Origin of the sequence: Enterococcus sp. JM9B, assembly GCF_009933265.1 — a bacterium.
GTDB classification, from domain to species: domain Bacteria; phylum Bacillota; class Bacilli; order Lactobacillales; family Enterococcaceae; genus Enterococcus_C; species Enterococcus_C songbeiensis.
On sequence record NZ_MAEK01000031.1, the window covers coordinates 66,133 to 86,240 of the forward strand.

Below are 20,108 nucleotides of genomic sequence, written 5' to 3' on the forward strand. Positions count from 1 at the left end.
ATAGTATGGAGGAAAAAAGTGAACGGATTGTTTATCACGATTGAAGGACCAGACGGCGCGGGAAAAACCAGCGTATTGAACGAATTATATCCTCGGTTGCAATTATTGGCGAAAAGACCAATCGTTAAAACGAGAGAACCGGGTGGTGTACGCATTTCAGAAAAGATCCGCAAAATTATTTTAGATCCTGCAAATGAAGAGATGGATGAACGGACAGAAGCACTGTTGTATGCTGCTGCTCGCCGTCAACATTTAGTGGAGGTTATTATCCCCGCATTAAATGAAGGAAAGATCGTCATTTGTGACCGTTTTGTTGATAGTTCATTGGCGTATCAAGGAGCTGGACGTCGAATTGGAATTCCTGAGATTGAAAAAATCAATAATTTTGCAATTGAAGGCACAAAACCGGATTTTACGTTATACTTAGATGTAGACTCAGATACCGGACTGCAACGGATTGCCCGCACACGTTATGAAAAAGCAGATCGCTTAGAAACCGAAAGCTTGGAATTTCACCAACGTGTTCGTCATGCCTATTTGAAATTGGCGGAGGAAGATCCTGTTCGTATCCATAAAGTTGATGCCCGTATGAGCCTGCAGGAAGTTGTTGATGCAAGTTTTATGGCAATTACTGAGACCTACCCCGAATATTTCTAATTATAGGAGGACAAAATGATGAAACTAATTATGGCTATCGTACAAGACAAGGACAGCAACCGTTTAGCAAATGAATTTATCGACGCGAATATTCGTGCGACAAAGCTTTCTTCCACCGGTGGATTTTTAAAAGCCGGCAACAGTACATTTATTATCGGGATCGATGACGATCGTGTCGAAGAAGCACTTGAATTGATCAAGAAAACCTGTCAGTCACGGAAACAATATGTTTCTACACCGATGTCCTTAGATATTTCATTGGATGGACAAGTTCCTTATCCCGTGGAAGTGGAAGTCGGCGGAGCGACGGTATTTGTTTTACCAGTCGAAGGGTTTCATCAATATTAATAGGAGAAAATGATGGAAGAACGCATTTTTTTAGCTGAATATCAGCCGCTTGTTTTCTCGCAATTAAAGAAAAGTGTGAAGCATGGGCGTCTGGCCCATGCTTATCTTTTTGAAGGCGATCAGGGAACCGGCAAAGGAACCATGAGTCAATGGCTGGCTAAACGTTTATTTTGTACTGATTTACAAGGAGAAGAGCCTTGTAATCAGTGTAACAACTGCCAACGGATCACAAATGGGGAACATCCCGATGTTCAAGTAATCCAACCAGATGGACAAACGATTAAAGTGGACCAGATTCGTCAATTGCAGACGGAATTTTCAAAAAGCGGCTTTGAAAGCCGTCGTCAAATTTTTATTATCAAAGCTGCCGATAAAATGAATGCCAGCGCTGCCAATAGTTTGTTGAAATTTTTAGAAGAGCCGCCGGGCAGCTTTTTAGCAATTTTAGAAACCGATGCGTTGGGCAGAATTTTGCCCACGATCCAATCTCGCTGTCAAGTGATCCATTTTCTGCCTTTGGCTCCGGATCATTTGATTGAAAAACTGCAAGAAGAAGGAATCGGCAAAGAATCCGCACAACTTCTGGCTAGTTTGACGAATGGTTATCAAAAAGCAGTTGAAATCTACCATGATGAATGGTTTAATGGTGCTAAGGATGCCGTTGGACAATGGTTTTCTTATTTAGAAAAACGTGATCCACAAGCATTTATTTATGTCCAAAAGCGTATTTTACCCTTAGCAAAAGAAAAAGAGCAACAGACGATGATTTTGCAAATGTTGTTATTTTATTTTCGCCGGATGCGGGATCGTGAAACGCAAATGACCGTCAGTATTAATAGGATGCTGGAGCTGCTTTTACAGGCAGAACAGAAACTGACAGCCAACGTTTCCTTCCAAAATGTTGCGGAACAGCTTGCTTTGCGGATCATTTATCAAGAGTTCCAGAAGAAAGGAGGATGAAAATGGTAGAAGTGGTAGGCGTCCGTTATCGAGAAGCGGGTCATATCTATTATTTTTCTCCTGGAAAATCTGATTACACATATAATGAAAAAGTTTTAGTGGAATCTCAACAAGCCAAACAACTGGCAACGATTGCGGTTCCTAAAAAAGAAATGAACACTGCTGATTTGCCGGATGAATTAAAACCGATTTTGGCAAAAGCAACCACCAAAGATATTGAAAAAGCCGAACACAATCGTGAGGATGCCCAAAGAGCGCTGCAAATCGGCAAACGAAAAATTCGCGACCATCATCTGGAAATGAAATTGGTGCAAGTTGAATATACTTTTGACCGCAGTAAAATGATTTTTTATTTTACAGCAGATGGACGGGTGGATTTTCGGGAATTGGTCAAGGACTTGGCCAGCGAGTTTCGCACCCGAATCGAGCTGCGACAAATCGGTGTGAGGGATGAAGCCAAAGTTTTAGGGGGCATCGGTCCTTGTGGGCGGCCGTTATGTTGTTCAACTTTTTTAGGCGACTTTATTCCAGTCTCAATCAAAATGGCAAAAGATCAAGGACTTTCCTTAAACCCCACGAAAATTTCCGGTCTTTGCGGGCGGTTGATGTGCTGTTTGAAATATGAAAACGAATCTTATGAAGCAGCGAAAAAAGAAATGCCGGATTACGGCAAAGAAATCGTGACTCCAGATGGCAAAGGGAAGGTCGTAGGACTCAATCTTTTAAATCGTGTGGTCAAAGTACGGTTGATTGGTCGGGAAACGCCTGTGGAATATGACTACGAAGAATTAGAACTTGTTAAAGCAGGTGATTCACGATGACTATGGATAAGCGATCCTTGTATGATGGGCTGAACAAGCTTGAACTGGAATTGGAAAATTCTTTGCAGCAGTTAGGAGAAATGAAGCTGGCGCTGCAAGAAATTGTTGAAAAAAATACGACCCTTGAGTTGGAGAATCAAAAACTGCGGGATCATGTTCGCGAGCTGAATCAAGTGGCCGAAGCACCAGCAGAAAAAATCAAACAAGAGTTGTCGAAATCCCGCATGAATTTAGAAAAAATCTATGAAGAAGGCTTTCATGTTTGTTATGATCTTTACGGTTCTCGTCGGGAGCATGATGAACCCTGTGCCTTTTGTTTGGAAGTTATCTATCGAGAAAGCGGAAAATAAAAAGAGTGGAGGATTGATGTCTGAGGACGATCAATCCTTTTTTCAGAGAGGAGTTGTTTATGAAAAAACAGCGGAGTTTTAAAGATCAAGGATCAGGAATACTGTATTTGATTCCTACGCCAATCGGTAACTTGGAGGATATGACCTTTCGCAGTGTTCGTCTGCTAAAAGAAGTTGACTGGATTGCCAGTGAAGATACACGCAATACGCAAAAATTGCTCAATCATTTTGCCATCGAAACCCCTCAGAAAAGTTTACACGAGCATAACTATAAAGAACGTATCCCACAATTACTACAATTATTAACACAGGGTGCCTCCATCGCACAGGTGAGTGATGCCGGGATGCCTTCTATCAGTGATCCGGGGCATGAGTTGGTGGTTGCCTGTGTTGAAGCTGAGATTCCCGTGGTTTCTTTACCGGGACCGACGGCGGGATTGACGGCACTGATTGCATCGGGATTATCTCCACAACCTAATTTATTTTATGGGTTTTTACCCCGCAAGAAAAAAGAACAAGTAGAAGCGTTGGAAAAATTAAAGCAACAAACCAGTACCTTGATTTTTTATGAGTCACCTTACCGAATTGCAGCAACTATTCAGCAAATAGCAGCCGTTTTTGGCAAAAATCGGCAAGCGGTGATTTGTCGGGAGCTGACAAAAATTCATGAAGAATATTTGCGAGGAAGCCTGGAGGAACTGTCTGCTTACTTAGGAGAAAATGAACTTAAAGGGGAATGCTGCTTGTTGGTCGCCGGTCATGATGGACAATCTGAAGTGACGATTACAGAAACCCGTTCCTTAAAAGAACAGGTCGAAAATTTAGTAGCAGAAGGTGCTAAACCCAATGCGGCAATCAAAGAGGTCGCACAACGAAATCAAGTCAAAAAGCAAGTGGTGTACAAAGAATACCATGAACTTGAAGAGTAACGAGAAGAAGGCGGAAGTCTTCTTTTTTTTGAATAAACGTTTCTTTTTATTAAAAATCAAAAGCAAAAATTGTATGGGAACGTTCGTTTGGGTATAATAGAGAGGAAGTGGGGTGGGAAAATGGCTGAATTACGCTTTCCGTTAAAAAATGATACGTCGCGAAAAATTATTCATATCGATATGGATGCTTTTTTTGCATCTGTTGAGGAACGAGATAACCCCGAATTAGCCAAACACCCATTAGTTATTGCGCGTCATCCTAGTGATACCGGTGGTCGCGGTGTCGTTACAACTGCTAATTATTTGGCACGGCAGTATGGTATTCATTCTGCAATGAGCGCACAAAAAGCCTATGAATTGTGTCCACAGGCAGTTTTTGTACCGGGAAACCATGAGAAATATGGAGAGATTTCCCGACAAATTCGCGGAATTTTTCAACGCTATACTGATGTAATCGAACCGATGTCGATTGATGAAGCGTATCTGGACGTGACAGAAAATAAAATCAATAGTCGTTCTGCGATCAAAATCGCTCGCATGATCCAACGAGATATTTGGCAGGAAACTCAGTTAACCTGTTCAGCAGGTGTCAGCTACAATAAATTTCTAGCGAAACTTGCGTCGGATTTTAAAAAACCTCGGGGCTTGACTGCTGTCATGCCAGAAGATGCCCTTGAATTTTTACAAGCATTACCCATCGAGAAATTTCACGGTGTCGGAAAAAAGACAGTGCCTAAAATGCACGAATTGAATATTTTTACCGGAGCGGATCTTTATGAACGCAGTGAAATGGACTTGATTCAGCATTTTGGTAAAATGGGGTATTCCCTGTATCGAAAGGTTCGTGGGGTTCATGAGTCTACTGTCAATGTCACCCGTGAACGAAAATCTGTAGGAAAAGAGCACACATATGGCAATCCGTTGACCACTGAAGAAGCTGTCTTGACACAATTGCGACAGTTAGCAGAGAAGGTGGAGTTTTCTCTTAAACGGGTTCAAAAACATGGAAAGACAGTTGTTTTAAAAGTCCGCTATGCGGATTACACCACGATTACAAAACGTGTAACGCTGCCAACTTACGTTAATAAAAAAGAAGCCATTTTTTCACAAGCAAGTTTGATTTGGGAAGAAATTCTTGGATTGGAAAAAGGAATTCGTCTCTTAGGAATCACCGTCACCAATCTTGATCCTTTAACCTATGAAAATATCCGATTGCCTCTCTGGGGAGAAAAAGAATAAAGTATCGCCAAACAATGGATCATAAATCCATGTTTGACGATACTTTTTTGTTAGATCAACTTGCGACGCTTGACCTGCTCGTAGCTTTTTTCAGCGTCGGTACATTTATCCCAGATGATGGCTTTTCCGGCAGCTAACGATTTTTGCACGTCAATAATCCGTTGATTACTGCTACCGCGAAATTGAAGATTCAAATCCCGTTTGGCCAGTTCAAAACGGCCGTCTACCAAGATATCGATGGCTCCTAGCAATTCCAACTTGTCGTCGGTCTCTGCCAGCAGTTCTTCAAAGGTATAGCCTGACCAGCTCCAAATATCTTTTGTTGAACCAAATTCTTTCCGCACCCGTTTGACTACTTGTAAACAGACAGCAGTATTTAAAAAGGGTTCTCCCCCTAACAAGGTCAATCCCTGTACGTAATCATGCCCTAGATCGGTAATGATCCGCTCTTCCAATTCTTGGGAGAAAGGGACGCCGTAACGGAAATTTTGCACGGCTTTGTTAAAACAGCCTTCACAGGCAAACAAACAGCCGCTGACGTACAAACTGTTGCGAACACCTTCTCCGTCAACAAAATTAAAGGCCTTATAGTCTGCCACATAATTTTGACTATAATCGGCTGCTTGCCACTCTTTAGGTTTCGGATTATTCATGAAAAACTTCCTTTTTTTGCTTGATTGATTATTTCATGTGTTTGACCCGTGAGGAAATTTCTTTGTGACGACCATGAACCATAGGACGGGCTTGGGGGTTTCCTAGATAGCCACAAGTACGTTTGACCACATCACAGGTTTTGGGATCATGGTTGCCGCATTGTGGGCATTCAAAGCCTCGTTCAGTTGGTGTAAAATCTCCTTCGAAGCCGCATTCGTAACAATGATCGATTGGCGTATTTGTTCCAAGATAGCCGATGCGATCGTAGGAATAATCCCAAACTGCTTCCAATGCTTTCGGATTTTGTTGCAGGACAGGATATTCACAATAATGAATAAAGCCGCCGGAACAATATTTCGTGTAATCTTTTTCGAAATCAAGTTTTTCAAAGGGAGTTGGATTTTTACGGACATCATAATGAAAACTATTTGTGTAATATTCTTTGTCGGTAATATTTTCAACCAATCCAAATTTTTCTGTATCCAAACGGCAAAAACGATCCGTTAGGCTTTCACTTGGGGTGGAATATACGCTGAAGTGATAGCCATATTCATTTCCCCAGTTATCTGCATGGGCTTTTAATTCTTTAAGAATTGAAAGAGTGAATTCTTTTGCTTCAGGATTATTTTCCCATTCGCCGCCAAAGAAGGCAGAAGCCACTTCATAAAGACCGATATAGCCCAAAGAAACCGTGGCACGTTTATTTTTGAATAATTCGTTGACGGAATCTTTTCGACCTAAACGTTTGCCAAAAGCACCATACATATATAGGATGGGAGCGTTCGCCGGGGCTGCTTCTTTACAGCGCTCCACACGATAAACCAAGGCATCTTTTACGATACCTAAACGTTCTTCCAGAATTTGCCAGAATTTGTCTTGATCGCCTTGGGCTTCCATTGCAATTCGCGGCAGGTTCAAAGTGACAACGCCTAAATTCATTCGCCCTACATTAATTTCTTCGCCGTTTTCATCTTTCCAGCCCTGCAAGAAAGAACGACACCCCATTGGTACTTTAAAGCTGCCGGTCAGTTCGATCAGCTTTTCGTAATTCAAAATATCCGGATACATCCGTTTGGTGGCACATTCCAAAGCTAGTTGCTTGATATCGTAATTTGGATCGTTTGGATTAGCATTGACGCCCCGCTTCATTGAAAAAATCAATTTTGGAAAGATGGCAGTCCGTTTTTCGCTGCCTAATCCATTAATCCGGTTTTGCAGAATTGCTTTTTGAATTTCTCGTTCAAACCAAGAAGTTCCTAACCCAAAACCTAGGGAGGTAAAGGGTGTTTGTCCGTTAGAGGTAAACAGGGTATTGATTTCATACTCTAAACTTTGCATGGCATCAAAAATATCTTTGCGAGTCTTTGTTTTGGCAAATTCTTCTTGACGAGAGGTGTCTTCAATCCAGTCTTTGGCATCTTGCAAATGCTTTTGATAATTTAATTCAGCAAAAGGAGCCAACAATTCATCGGTACGGTCACAGGAACAGCCGCCGTATTGACTGGAAGCAACATTTGCGATGATTTGAGAAATCTGTGCAGTTGCCGTTTGAATAGATTTTGGTGATTCCACCTCGGCGTTACCGATTTTAAACCCATTGTTCAGCATGCCTTTAAAATCGATTAAACAGCAATTGGTCATTGGGGTATAAGGATGGTAATCCAGATCATGGTAATGGATGTCCCCTTTTTGGTGTGCATTTGCCACATGAGGAGGAAGCATCTTTAACCCGATGGATTTCCCGACGATCCCGGCAGTCAGGTCTCGTTGTGTATTGAAGACATCGCTGTCCTTATTGGCGTTTTCATTGACTACTGACTGATCTTTGTTGATTAGCTTACCGATAGTAAAATTAATATCTGTCGCTTTACTGCGGGAAAAATCGCGGCGAGTTCGATAATTGATGTAGTGTTCCGCCAAAGCATATTCGTTCTTTTCTAAAAGTGTGTGTTCAACGATATTTTGGATTTCATAGATTTTAACATTGTTTGTGAAACGTTCGGCAATTTCTTGGTCCACGCGTTCAACGATTTCTAAAATTCGTTCATGATCTAACGGAGATAGTTCGCCGCTGACCTGTGTTTTGGCTTTTACCAGTGCATCATAAATTTTTTGGTCATCAAAATCAACGAGGCGGCCGTCGCGCTTTACGATTTTCATACTGCTTAATTGCGGATGACGTTGTGTCGTCTCCACGGTTTTGCTGATTTTCATCATTGGGCTCCACTCCTTTAAAACGATTGTTCACTAATTATCATAATGGAATTGAACAAATCCTGCAACTAGATATAGTGGGTAAAAATGTTTCATAAGAAAAACCAACACAATATATAGTGTATAATTTTCGTTGAAAAAGTATGAAAGCTGATGAACATAGGCTTTTAGGATTTATAAATTTACGGTAAAATGAATAAAAAATTTTCTATCAAATTTCGTAACCTAAAGTCGTGAAACTACTAGAAATTATGCTACCATGAATTATGAAGGGAGTGACGCGGATGAAAACGATTATTGATGTCAAACATTTAAGCAAGACCTATGGGAATCGTTTTAATCAGACGAAAGTGCTGGATAATTTGTCCTTTACAGTGGATAAAGGGGAATTCGTGGGGATTATGGGTCCTAGCGGTGCGGGAAAAACCACGCTAATGAATATTTTGTCTTCGATTGCACTGCCGACATTTGGAACGGTTCATATCGCGGGGCAAGATGTAACAAAAATGAGTGAAACAGAATTAAGTGATTTCCGCCGAAAAAAAATCGGTTTTATTTTTCAGGAATTTAATTTATTAGAAACATTAAATGTGCGGGACAATATTCTCCTGCCTTTAGCCATTGATCGTTTGCCACTGACTGAAATGGAGCAGCGGGTGGCGCATGTGACGGAATTATTGGGGATTCAAATGCTTTTGAAACGATACCCTGAAGAATTGTCTGTGGGGCAGAGGCAACGGGTAGCGGCGGCGCGAGCCTTGGCAACCCATCCAGAAGTAATTTTTGCCGATGAGCCGACGGGTGCCTTGGATTCAAAATCTGCAGGTGAATTATTAAACTATTTAAGTGAGATCAATTTAAAAGAAGATGCAACTATTTTGATGGTGACTCATGATCCGTACACTGCCAGTTATTGCAATCGTATTTTATTCATCAAAGACGGTGTATTTTTTGCGGAAGTCGTGCGCCGTGGTTCTCGAAAGGAATTTTTTGACAAAGTAATCGATATGCAGGCAACTATTGGTGGAGGAGGGCGGCGACATGCTTTATAAATTGGCGTGGCGCAGTTTTTTGAAACAATTCCGCAATTATGCGGTTCCGTTTCTTTGCATGACAATGGCTGTCATGAGTTTTTACTCTTTTTCGGCAATCACCTATGATTCAGCCCTGATCAAACGAACCAGTCAAGACGTTCAAATTGAAGGCATACTGAATCTTGGAAATTTTTTAGTGCTACTGATTGTATTAGTCTTTATGCTAAGTGCCAATCGCTTTTTTATCGTGAAACGACGAAAAGAAATCGCCTTGTATCAACTTTTTGGGTTGAAACGGTTGCGAATCGTCGGGCAATTTCTATTGGAAACGTTTGTACTGAATAGTGTTTCCTTTGTTATCGGTATTCTTTTAGGTGTGATTTTGTCAAAGTTTTTCTCAATGATTTTAATCAAAGCCATGGCTTTAGAAATCGACAGTGAGTTTTTTATCTCTTTTCCGTCGATTCTTTTCACAGCAAATGTGTTCCTATTTGTTTATCTTGTACTGGCGTTGCAAAATATTTGGATTTTATCAAAAAAACAATTGGCAGAACTTTTTTCAAAGGGGATGGCTTTTCCTTCCTCCCAAACAAAGGTTTCCTTCTGGTCGATTCTTTTTGGCAGTATGGGGCTGATTTTTATCGGCAGCGGTTATTTTCTTGCCTTTTTTATTCATGACCTTTTATTTGATTATATTGGTAAAACCCATGATTTGTGGATCGTTTTTTGGCTGCCTTTACTGATTCTTACGCTATGCGTCGTGGGAACGTATTTATTTTATCGTTTTACAATCAAAAGCCTGATTCATCTGTTGCGAAAACGAAAAAAAAGCTACCAAGGATTGACCTTGTTCATGCTGAATAACAGTCGGGTTCACGTGCTTCGTAGTTGGCGAAGCCTTTCGTTAACGACGATTGTTGCTGCGATTGCTATTGCGATCATTGGTGCCACGATTTCATTAATTGCATTAAATTCTCAAGTGGTTCGAAACAGCAATCCGACAGATTTTCAGGTTCGACAAGAAAGTTTGCCAACCTTGCAACAGGTGATTCAGGGAAATAACGGAAAAATCACGAACGAGACGTTGTTACAGTATAAGGCTACCGGCAGTTATTTGAGCTTGAAGGTCTTGAACACCCAACAAACCCAGCAGCAACAGCTCATTAATTTACTGACGATTGATAATTATAATGAATTTCGAAACGTTCAGTCTAGCTTGCCAAAAATTCAGTTGAAAACCGCCAATGCTGCGGTCCTCTTTGATTACTCCTACAATAGTTTTCGAGGAATTACTAGTGTGGAGCGGCAGATTTATCTAGAAGATCAAGTGACTTTGGATTTACAGAAAATGTATCCCGATTATTTAGGTGAGAGCTTTTTAAGGTATAGCGGGTCGGTTTTAGTCGTCAGCCAGCAGGTGTTTGACACTGTTGAAGGGATTGATTACACGGTGGCAATGGTGGATGTTGCGGATGTTGCTGATCAGGAAAAATTAAATCAGCAGCTCAACACAGTGTTGCCTCTGACTTGGTCGGATGAAATTTATTTTGATTACGACCGGCAGGGAACTTCTTTTACTGGCAGTATCCAGAAAAAAGAAATCAGTGGAGCCGCCGGAGATTTTTCCGGTAGCAATGTTCGAATGAACCAAACCAGTCGTTTTCCGGCCATCCGACGTGCTCGTCGTCAGGCGGGAATCTCTATTTATGTTGCTTTATTTATTGGGGTAATTGTGATGATTACGACCGCAAGTATTTTGATGCTGCGACAGTTTTCAGAAGCCGAGAACGAAAAAAATGCCTACCAACTTTTGAAAAAGCTAGGTGTGTCACAAAAAGAGATTCGCCATTTGATTTACCAGCAAAATGCTTGGATTTTCGTGCCGCCGATTTTATTAGGAACCGGCCATGCAATGTTTGCTATTTATGTATTGAATCAATTTATTACTAGTGACAATTATTGGCTTGCCTATCTGTTTTGTGGCATTATGGCTGGTGCTTATTTGATTTTCTATATAATCACAGCCCAAATTTACTCACGAATTATCGAAAGCTGAACAATGGAGGTCTAAGTATCGCAGGTTTTTAGTGAGAGAGTACCATTAGTAGGGAATGTGGGTACAAAAAAGAAAGAAGAATGGTATAATTTATCAGTAGAAATATTTTATGAGGAGAGACAGAAATGTTAGATGGAAAAGAAGAACAATTATTGATCGATCTTACTTCTGCTCGGGGAGTTCCGGGAAATGAAGAAGAAGTAAGAGAGGTATTTAAAGCGTACGCCAAACCGTTTGCTGAAGATATTTTTTTTGATGGCCTAGGCAGTGTTGTTGCAAAACACACAGGAGAAGGTGGCGGTCCGAAAATCTTTATTTCTGGTCATATGGATGAAGTAGGATTTATGGTGACCAAAATCACAGAAAAAGGGTTCATCGAATTTCAAACCCTTGGCGGCTGGTGGGGACAAGTTATGTTGGCACAACAAGTCGAAATCAAAACCCAAGCTGGTAAGATCATCCATGGTGTGATTGGTTCAAAACCGCCTCACGTTTTAAGTCCTGAGGCACGAAAACAACCTTACGATGTGAAGGAAATGTTTATCGATATTGGCGCATCAAGTGACAAAGAAGCAAAAGGATGGGGCATTCGTCCCGGAGATATGATTACCCCTTATATTCACTATCAACGCTTGAATGATGGAAAATTTTTATTGGCAAAGGCATGGGATAATCGGATTGGGACCGCCGTTTCACTGCGAGTATTAGAAATTCTGTCAAAAGAAAATCATCCTAATTGTTTATTTGCCGGTAGTGATGTGATGGAAGAAGTTGGCTTGCGAGGAGCCAGAACCAGCACCCACTTAGTCAATCCAGATATCGCAATTGCTCTTGATACCGGAACTGCAGGAGATACGCCGGGAATGACACCGAAGGAAGCAGATTCTGAGTTGGGCAAAGGACCGCAAATTTTGATTTTTGACGCTTCTATGATTCCTCACAAAAAATTATTGAATTTTGTCATCAATGTGGCGGAAGAATTAGAGATTCCCTTCCAATATACAGTAATTACCGGTGGTGGAACCGATGCCGGTCAAATGCACTTGACTCGTGATGGTGTTCCTTCTTTGGCAATCACGGTGCCTGTTCGCTATCTGCACTCTCACACATCAGTCATCCATGAAGATGATTATTTGAATACGGTAAAATTAGTAACAGAAGTAATTCGTCGTTTGGACGATCAAACAGTAAATGAATTGAGAAGTTATTAAAAAATTAGGAGGCTTTCCATGCAAAAAACAAATCCAGAATTAAGAAAACAGGCAAGAGAAAGATTGGCCGGTCAATGGGGGATGAATGTCTTAATCGTTTTTCTATCGATTTTTGCTAGCGGAATCGTCCAAAATATTTTTAGCGGCATCACGAACTTTAAAGCAGAAAGTACACAGGCAACTGTTCTTGACTTTTTGGTCAGCAATCTTGTGTTGTTTGCCTTTACTTATGCGACTTATTTTGTAGCATTGTACGTTGTTCGTGGTGGGAAGGCAGAAGCGGGACAGATTTTTGTCATCTTTAACAAAAAATATTATGTGCCGATGATGATCATTAATTTTCTAAATAGTGTGGCGGGTTATCTGGTGGGCTTAATCGTATTTTTACCTTTATTGGTAATGTTCGGTGCCAGTGTCTATGCTGCGTTAGTGGTTAGTAACGGGACAAATACTGATGCAATTTTTCAACACATTTTTGGCGATAATTTACTGTTAGTCTTACTTTTCTTTTTGTTGGTTCTTGTCTTGTTGGTGGCATCAAGCATCGTTACCGGTGTCTTTCAGTTTGCTGCTTGGGCAAAAATGGACTTTCCGGATTTGAAAGTTGGGGCCAGCTTGAGCTACGGTTGGAAATTATTAAAAGGGCGAATCGGACAATACATTTTGCTGCAACTGTCCTTTATCGGCTGGTATATTTTGGGAATGTTGGCTTTTGTTATCGGTACGTTATGGGCGGTGACTTACGCCAATGTCAGCATCGCCGCTTTTTACGACGATTCTCGCAAACAGATCGGTGATCCAATCTAAACGGTTGAAGTGTTTCCTTTTTGAGGAGACACTTTTTTTGTGCTAGCATAGAGAAAAAAGGAGCGTGTATAAAATGAAATTAACGGTTTTAGGCTGCTTAGGTGCCTATCCTTACCAAGGAAAGGGCACAACCGGATATTTACTGGAATCAGGTGATTTTCATTTGTTGCTGGATGCAGGGAGCGGGACCTTACTTGAATTAGAAAAAATTCTAGATCCTCTGGCACTGGATGCAGTGATTTTATCCCACTATCATTATGACCATATTGCTGATCTGGGTGTATTGCAATATTATTGGCAGTTGTACCCGACGTTGGAACCCAAACCACTTTTACCCATCTATGGCCATACGTTGGATGAGTTTCATTACAACGAATTGACGTTGCCGGGAGTGACAGAGGGTCGTCCCTATTTTGAGACGAAACAGTTGGAATTGGGACCGTTTTCTGTTACATTTATGAAGACGATACATCCAGTCACTTGCTATGCAATGCGTTTTGTTGAAACTAGTACAGGGAAAGTTTTTGTATTCACTGGTGACTCAGGTTATTTGGAAACTTTTCAGGAATTTGCAAAGGATGCGGACCTGTTTTTGGCAGATACGTATTTGTTTGCCGGAAATGAAAAACACAAAGCCCATTTCACTTCCAAAGAATCTGGAGAAATCGCCAAACAGGCACGTGTAAAAAAACTGGTGTTGACCCATTTGCCACAACAAGGAGAGTTGAAACAGTTAAAAGCGCAGGCAGAAGAAGCTGCGGATTTTCAAGTATCGGTGGAGCTGGCAGAAGTGGGAAAAACATTCGACATTTAGGAGGACGAGAGTGTGATTTTTGTACCAAATGAAAACAATGACCCTAGAATCAATCTTGCAATCGAAGTTTTTTTGCTTCAAGAAATGAAAGTCGATGAACCAATTCTGCTTTTTTATATCAATGAACCATCGATTATCATCGGACGGAATCAAAATACCATTGAAGAAATCAATAAAGAGTATGTCGACGAACAAGGAATCCATGTTATCCGTCGCTTCAGTGGTGGTGGTGCCGTTTATCATGATTTTGGGAATTTGAATTTTAGTTTTATTATGCCAGATGATGGCAATTCCTTCCGAGACTTTGAAAAATTGACGAAACCGATTATTCAAGCCTTACATGAAATGGGGGTTGAAGGAGCAGAATTAAAAGGGCGTAACGATTTAGTCATTGATGACATGAAGTTTTCCGGTAATGCAATGTATGCAACCAACGGACGGATGTTTGCCCACGGGACGATTATGTTTGATAGTGACATCAATGAGGTAGTCAAAGCCTTGAAGGTACGTAAAGATAAGATTGAATCAAAAGGAATCAAATCAATCCGTTCTCGAGTAACGAATATCAAACCGTTTTTACCAAAAGAAAATCAAGGAATGACAACCGAAGAATTTCGTCAAGAGATTCTGCTGAAAATTTTTGGTGTTTCTTCAACGGATGAAATAAAAACCTATGAACTGACTGAGGAAGATTGGAAAAAGGTTAATGAAATTTCTGATCAATACTATCGCAACTGGGATTGGAACTACGGCAAGTCTCCAGAGTTTGAAATTGAACGCCGGAAACGATTCCCAATCGGGTCCATTGATATCCGTCTTAATGTGGAAAATGGCAAAATTTCTGAAGCAAAAATTTTCGGTGACTTCTTTGGGTTAGGTGATATCAAAGATGTTGAAGATGCACTGCTGGGTGTCAAATATGAAAAGGATGCGTTGACGACGGCTGTTGGGTCGATTGATGTGAAAAAATATTTTGGCAATATTGAGCCGACTGACCTGTTGGAATTGATTTATTGATAGTAAAAAGCGACCTTGACTGCTGTTGCAGTTTCAGGTCACTTTTTTTATTAATACGCACGAGCAATCCAAACAGTATGTTTAGCAGGTTTGCCGCTGACGATATCGACAGTTTTTTCCATTGGTGGTGCAAAAGGAATGTTTCGTGTAGTAAAACCAGTTTCTTCTTTGATTTTTGCTTCTGTTTCTTCGGTACCGTCCCAACCAATCAGAACAAATCCAGGAACTTGATCTGCTTCCTTGCATCGTTCGATATGGGCTTTTAGATCTTCCAAGGTATCGATGTCGAAATGTTCATTTTCTTTGTTGCGATCGCGGGCTGCTTCCAATAACCGTTTTGGCATGACGGTTAATTGTTCTTTGACGTACTCATTCAGATCATCAAAGGAAACCGCCGTTTTTTCTGAAAAGTCGCGAACTTTAACCATGACATGATTGTTTTCTAGATCCCGTGGACCGCATTCAATTCGCAGGCAGGCACCTTTTAATTCCCACTCGTGGAATTTATAGCCGGGTGAATTATCGGTATCATCTAGACGTACACGATAACCAGCCGCTTTAAAGGTAGCAAACAAAGCTTCTAATTTTTCCAAAATAGCGGGATTCTTTTTCCAAGGTCCTACTGGCATCAAAACGATTTGAGTTGGCGCAATCGTTGGAGGGAAAACCAACCCGTTGTCATCACCATGGGTCATAATCAAAGAGCCTAACAAACGAGTAGAGATTCCCCAAGAAGTGGTGTGAACAAAAGTGTGTTTGTTTTCTTTTGTCAGATAGGTGATGTCAAAGGCATCCGCAAATTTTGTTCCCAAATAATGGGAGGTTCCGGCTTGAACAGCCTTGCCATCTTTCATCATGGCTTCAATAGAGTAAGTATCTACTGCACCAGCAAAACGTTCAGAAGGGGTCTTTTGTCCTTTGTAGACAGGAATTGCTAAAAATTCTTCGCACAGTCGCGCATACTCATCCAAAATTTTCATTGTTCGAGTTCGAGCGTCTTCTTCATTTTCATGGGCAGTGTGTCCTTCTTGCCATAAAAATTCTGAAGTCCGTAAAAATGGGAGAGTCTTCTTTTCCCAACGAAAAACATTGGCCCATTGGTTAATTTCATAAGGCAGATCGCGGTAGGAATTGATCCAATCAGAAAAGGCAGAGCCAATCATCGTTTCCGAGGTTGGTCGCAAAGCCAAAGGTTCTTCTAAGTCCTCATTGCCGACTTTGGTCACCCAAGGGAGTTCTGGGGCGAAGCCTTCGATATGATCAGCTTCCTTCATGAAGAAGCTTTGAGGAATCAGCATTGGGAAGTATGCATTGCGAATACCTTCACTGCGTAAAAATTTATTGAATTCTTCTTGAATATGTTCCCAAAGCTCATAGCCGTCGGGACGGAAAATAATCGAACCTTTTACGGGTGAGTAGGCCATCAGTTCCGCCTTTTGGATCGTTTGTAGATACCATTCTGTAAAATCATTTTTTTGTTCGTTACTCATGTTGTTTCCTCCTTTAAAAATAAAAAAGCATTTCATCCTAATAAAAGGACGAAATGCTTGGACTTCGCGGTACCACCTTTGTTGACTGTTTTTTTACAGTCCTGCTCAAAAAAGGATAAGGGCTTTCCCCCGACTTCATCACAAGTCAATCATGCAGGTGGCAGGTTCGTAAAAAGAGCGGGTATCAAACTTACAGCCGTGGTTTGACTTTCTGTGACCATCTTACTACTACTAATCCAACTACTTTACATAGTAAAAGGCAAAGACAAAAATTGCAAGAACAATTTTTTATTTCTTTGTTGATGAAAACATAAGATAAAGATAAAGCTGTTCATCAGGCAGAAAGCAGGATATCCAAACGATCTGTTTTCTCAGTTTGTTTCTTATCCAATGTACCGGCATATTTGCGGAGAACAGATTCAATCATCCAAAGATCGAAGGTTTCTTTTTCTGGCAAATCAGTGGTGATACCTGTGTCAAAAATATTTTTGTGATAATGTGCTGTATGCTCACAGGAAATTTGTAGTACTTCCTGTTCATAGCTGATATTTAGATTGATTTGTCGTTTTTTTGGATCGTTGATGGCATAGGTTTCCCGCAAAGCATGTTCGAAAAGATGCGCAAATAACTGTGTCAGATCTTCATCTGGAATCGCCAAGGTTTCAGGAAGTGCCACTTGAAAATGAGTGGTGATACTTTTTTGATCGGCTAATTTTTGAAAACGAGCCAGTAAAAGATTCGTCAGCGAGTGCTCGGAAAAAGTTTGTAGTCCTTCAAAATCTTTTGCGTCTTCTAAAAGCTGTTGAATATATTCGGTAACAGCTTCAGTTTGTCCTTCACCACCAAGCTGTTTTAGTGCCAGCAGGTTTTTCTTGAATTCCAAACGCAAATGTTCGACTTCTTTCAAGTGCTGAATCAAGGTGGTGCGGTTTTCTTCCAGCAGGGCGGTTTTTATTTCTAAGAAATGTATCTGTCGTTTATTTTCTTCGTTGCCGCCGATAAATTCAAGGACGGTATATACAGTGATAACCAATAGAATAATCACAAAAAATAATCCTGACCAATTGATGGTGTGATTATTGGCACCAACAATGTCACTAATATATAGAAAACAGTGTGCAATCGCAATGAGAATGATCCATGGGGTACAGATGACAAAAAAACGGGTTTTATGAATGACTTCCGCAATACAGGCAAGAGAGGCAGCCAGAGTTGAAAAAACGTTCATGGCATCGATAAAGGACATTAGTTCCGGTAAATCCCGCTTTGTGAAGACAGCGATACCTAAAATCAACAGGCTGATAGAAATGTGCATGGAGACCCACATTCGATAAGGACGCTGAACGGCTTCCATCCGACTGCAATAATACGCTGTAAGAAGTAACGGAACTAAAGTTGCCAATACGTTGGCAAGGGTAGAATTGACGGATGGACTAAATAAAAGGCCACTGACAATATCCCCGGCTGCTGCTTCCATGCCGACAGTAATTGCAAAACAACCAAATAAGATCAATCGAAGATGCAATTTTTCTCCTTGCCAAAGTTTACGACCAACAAAACCAAGGACTGTGACACCGATAGAGACTGCTAAAATAAAAATTAGAATTTGTGTCAGGGAGACGGAAAACACGTAAGACATCAACGAATTTGCCTCGCCAAGAAAAACTCGCGGAGGTAATCCAGCATATTTTTGATAGGGAGTAGCAATCTCAATACGTAAGGTTTTACCCACATATTCTTTTGGCATTTGAATCTCCGTTAATAATTTTCCTGGATTTTTTCCATCTATTAAGTGAGTATCCGCGGGAGAATATTCAAAGAATTGCTCGTTGTCTAAGAATACTTTCATCCATTGATGATTTCCTTGAATTAAGATCTCCGGGTGGGCCGATTTGCGGACCATCTGTCGTTCCATCACCATTACTTCATCTGGATCAATGTTGGGCAATTTTTGTAAATGTTGGCTTTGAAAAACCGTTTCAGGATCATCTTGTGAAAAATAAGTCCATGTATCGGTAATCTCTGCCATCTGCGAATTAGAAAAAGGGGCAACAATCGATTTGATATAAAAACCAATGATCAGAAAGAAGGTAAGAAGAATCAGAAGATAAGGCAACCAATGCCAATAATTTTTTTTAATACTCTCATTATTTAACGAATTCATAAAATAATATCCTTTCGTTTTCTAATATCAGATTATTAGAAGAACATCTGTTAGTCAACCTAAATATATAAGATGTGAGCTAAAGCGGTTAAAGTTATAAAATAACAGTTAAAATGATTGAAAAAACATAACTAAAACTATATTATTAGAAATAGGAAAGAAAATGATTAGTGAGGTGGTCAAGTGAAACGAAGAGGGCGAATCGGGGTCGTCACATCTATCGGTCTGATTTTTTTAATGGCAATTTCACTGCTGGTTGTTTTACTCCCTCACTTATTAGGAATGTCTTTTACCATTGCTAAGGACCATAAAATGGCACCGACATATCCAGAAGGCAGTTTAATTTTTGTTAAGAAAGAAAAACCGGAAAATATTTTGGTAGGAGAAATCATCACTTACTATGTCAATCAAGGGGAAAACATCAAAACACGGCGGGTGGTGGCAAAGGAAGAAGAATTTGCCTTTTATACAAAAGGCGATGGCGCCGATCAGATGGAGGTGGGGCTAGTCAGTAGCCGCAATTTGATTGGACAGCCGGTTTGGCACCTGCCATATGTGGGGCACTTTGTTTCTCGACGGGTGATCCAAATAGCCATAATTATTTTCTGGATGATTGCAGGATTTTTGACGGTTACAACGCTGGGATTGATGGTGGAACAATTAGCTGCGAAACCTAAAAGGAAACAATCCAATAGTCGTTTTTAAAAATATTTTTTGAAAAAACACATTCTTATTTGACTATCTTTTTTGTACGTATACAATAAAAGAAGGACGGTAAATAAGCCGCGTCATTTATTGCGGTGAGGTTTTACCCTTCGTAAAAGAAATCTTTCTAAGATGGAAAGGATGTTAGCAGAATGGAGACATATTGTGGTCTGCTAGTCAACACCCATGTTTTTCAAGAAAAACCGATGATGCTGACGGGAGTACAGTTGAAGGTAGAGGGAAAAATCGTTAATTGTATCATTAAAGATCGTTACCTTGCTAAATACGTGCTACGGCTTCCTTTGAATAAATATATTCTTGAAGTAAGCGGAAAATGGAACAAACGCGAGCAGTTAGTAATCAAAACGATGTCTATCAAAAATATTGACGAGTACATCAAAATTATTGGCACACCTGAATAAAGTCAAAAACACGCTTACAAGGGCGTGTTTTTGTTTGGGTTTTATAAAGATAAAAAATTATTGGCATAAACTTGTGTTAAGACAAAAAAACCGCTAAGAATCACCATTCTTAACGGTTTATTAACGTCACAGGAGGGATTCGAACCCCCGACCGTCCGCTTAGAAGGCGGATGCTCTATCCGGCTGAGCTACTATGACATTTCAGCAACAAAGCTA

General features: G+C 40.5%; 19 protein-coding genes and 1 tRNA gene. 15 read left to right on the forward strand and 5 right to left on the reverse strand.

Going from position 1 to position 20,108, the window contains the following annotated elements:
* Positions 1-18: 18 nt before the first annotated feature.
* The 7 genes from tmk (at position 19) to dinB (ending at position 5,304) form a co-directional block, all read left to right on the forward strand.
* Positions 19-657, forward strand: coding sequence for a dTMP kinase (tmk, locus tag BAU16_RS09905; protein WP_048604826.1), 639 nt, complete (start codon positions 19-21; stop codon positions 655-657).
* A gap of 18 nt (positions 658-675) precedes the next feature.
* Positions 676-1,005 carry a cyclic-di-AMP receptor gene (locus tag BAU16_RS09910; RefSeq protein WP_048604827.1) on the forward strand — a complete coding sequence of 110 codons (330 nt, stop codon included), beginning with the start codon at positions 676-678 and terminating at the stop codon, positions 1,003-1,005.
* Positions 1,006-1,017: 12 nt separating this feature from the next.
* Positions 1,018-1,965, forward strand: a complete 948-nt coding sequence (gene holB / locus BAU16_RS09915; protein WP_048604828.1) for a DNA polymerase III subunit delta' — start codon at positions 1,018-1,020, stop codon at positions 1,963-1,965.
* Between the two features lie 2 nt (positions 1,966-1,967).
* The gene (locus BAU16_RS09920) at positions 1,968-2,786 is read left to right on the forward strand and encodes a PSP1 domain-containing protein (protein WP_048604829.1); all 819 of its coding nucleotides are present in this window, start codon (positions 1,968-1,970) and stop codon (positions 2,784-2,786) included.
* A 2-nt stretch (positions 2,787-2,788) separates the two neighbouring features.
* Complete coding sequence (locus BAU16_RS09925; RefSeq protein WP_171000788.1) at positions 2,789-3,136, forward strand: DNA replication initiation control protein YabA; 348 nt, start codon at positions 2,789-2,791, stop codon at positions 3,134-3,136.
* 59 nt (positions 3,137-3,195) lie between these two features.
* Positions 3,196-4,065, forward strand: a complete 870-nt coding sequence (rsmI, locus tag BAU16_RS09930; RefSeq protein WP_048604831.1) for a 16S rRNA (cytidine(1402)-2'-O)-methyltransferase — start codon at positions 3,196-3,198, stop codon at positions 4,063-4,065.
* Positions 4,066-4,185: 120 nt separating this feature from the next.
* Complete coding sequence (dinB, locus tag BAU16_RS09935) at positions 4,186-5,304, forward strand: DNA polymerase IV (protein ID WP_137605007.1); 1,119 nt, start codon at positions 4,186-4,188, stop codon at positions 5,302-5,304.
* Positions 5,305-5,354: 50 nt separating this feature from the next.
* On the opposite strand, the gene nrdG is transcribed toward dinB, so the two are convergent.
* Both nrdG and nrdD read right to left on the reverse strand, forming a co-directional pair.
* Positions 5,355-5,957, reverse strand: a complete 603-nt coding sequence (gene nrdG, locus BAU16_RS09940) for an anaerobic ribonucleoside-triphosphate reductase activating protein (protein ID WP_048604833.1) — start codon at positions 5,955-5,957, stop codon at positions 5,355-5,357.
* Between the two features lie 28 nt (positions 5,958-5,985).
* Positions 5,986-8,175, reverse strand: coding sequence for an anaerobic ribonucleoside-triphosphate reductase (gene nrdD, locus BAU16_RS09945; protein WP_048604834.1), 2,190 nt, complete (start codon positions 8,173-8,175; stop codon positions 5,986-5,988).
* A 281-nt stretch (positions 8,176-8,456) separates the two neighbouring features.
* Here nrdD and BAU16_RS09950 point away from each other — a divergent pair, with 281 nt between their 5' ends.
* From BAU16_RS09950 to BAU16_RS09975, 6 genes are all read left to right on the forward strand, one after another.
* On the forward strand, positions 8,457-9,224 hold the full coding sequence (locus BAU16_RS09950; protein WP_137605008.1) for an ABC transporter ATP-binding protein: 768 nt from the start codon (positions 8,457-8,459) through the stop codon (positions 9,222-9,224).
* Entirely contained in the window at positions 9,214-11,262 is a 2,049-nt protein-coding gene (locus BAU16_RS09955) for an FtsX-like permease family protein (RefSeq protein WP_137605009.1), read from the forward strand. The genes BAU16_RS09950 and BAU16_RS09955 overlap by 11 nt, the downstream gene beginning before the upstream one ends.
* A 125-nt stretch (positions 11,263-11,387) precedes the next feature.
* Complete coding sequence (locus BAU16_RS09960; RefSeq protein WP_048604837.1) at positions 11,388-12,473, forward strand: M42 family metallopeptidase; 1,086 nt, start codon at positions 11,388-11,390, stop codon at positions 12,471-12,473.
* Positions 12,474-12,491: 18 nt separating this feature from the next.
* Complete coding sequence (locus BAU16_RS09965) at positions 12,492-13,280, forward strand: DUF975 family protein (protein WP_048604838.1); 789 nt, start codon at positions 12,492-12,494, stop codon at positions 13,278-13,280.
* Positions 13,281-13,353: 73 nt separating this feature from the next.
* Positions 13,354-14,094 (forward strand): MBL fold metallo-hydrolase, encoded by a 741-nt coding sequence (locus BAU16_RS09970; protein ID WP_048604839.1) that lies wholly within the window; start codon positions 13,354-13,356, stop codon positions 14,092-14,094.
* Positions 14,095-14,106: 12 nt separating this feature from the next.
* The gene (locus BAU16_RS09975) at positions 14,107-15,111 is read left to right on the forward strand and encodes a lipoate--protein ligase (RefSeq protein ID WP_161527010.1); all 1,005 of its coding nucleotides are present in this window, start codon (positions 14,107-14,109) and stop codon (positions 15,109-15,111) included.
* A gap of 50 nt (positions 15,112-15,161) precedes the next feature.
* On the opposite strand, the gene proS is transcribed toward BAU16_RS09975, so the two are convergent.
* Both proS and BAU16_RS09985 read right to left on the reverse strand, forming a co-directional pair.
* The gene (gene proS / locus BAU16_RS09980; protein ID WP_161527011.1) at positions 15,162-16,601 is read right to left on the reverse strand and encodes a proline--tRNA ligase; all 1,440 of its coding nucleotides are present in this window, start codon (positions 16,599-16,601) and stop codon (positions 15,162-15,164) included.
* Between the two features lie 334 nt (positions 16,602-16,935).
* Positions 16,936-18,765: a GHKL domain-containing protein gene (locus BAU16_RS09985; protein WP_137605012.1), complete on the reverse strand. Its 1,830-nt coding sequence runs from the start codon at positions 18,763-18,765 to the stop codon at positions 16,936-16,938.
* A gap of 183 nt (positions 18,766-18,948) precedes the next feature.
* Here BAU16_RS09985 and BAU16_RS09990 point away from each other — a divergent pair, with 183 nt between their 5' ends.
* Both BAU16_RS09990 and BAU16_RS09995 read left to right on the forward strand, forming a co-directional pair.
* Positions 18,949-19,470, forward strand: a complete 522-nt coding sequence (locus BAU16_RS09990; protein ID WP_231586083.1) for a signal peptidase I — start codon at positions 18,949-18,951, stop codon at positions 19,468-19,470.
* A gap of 152 nt (positions 19,471-19,622) precedes the next feature.
* Positions 19,623-19,892, forward strand: a complete 270-nt coding sequence (locus BAU16_RS09995) for a hypothetical protein (protein WP_048604843.1) — start codon at positions 19,623-19,625, stop codon at positions 19,890-19,892.
* Positions 19,893-20,016: 124 nt separating this feature from the next.
* On the opposite strand, the gene BAU16_RS10000 is transcribed toward BAU16_RS09995, so the two are convergent.
* Positions 20,017-20,090: transfer RNA gene (locus BAU16_RS10000), tRNA-Arg, on the reverse strand.
* Positions 20,091-20,108 lie beyond the last annotated feature (18 nt).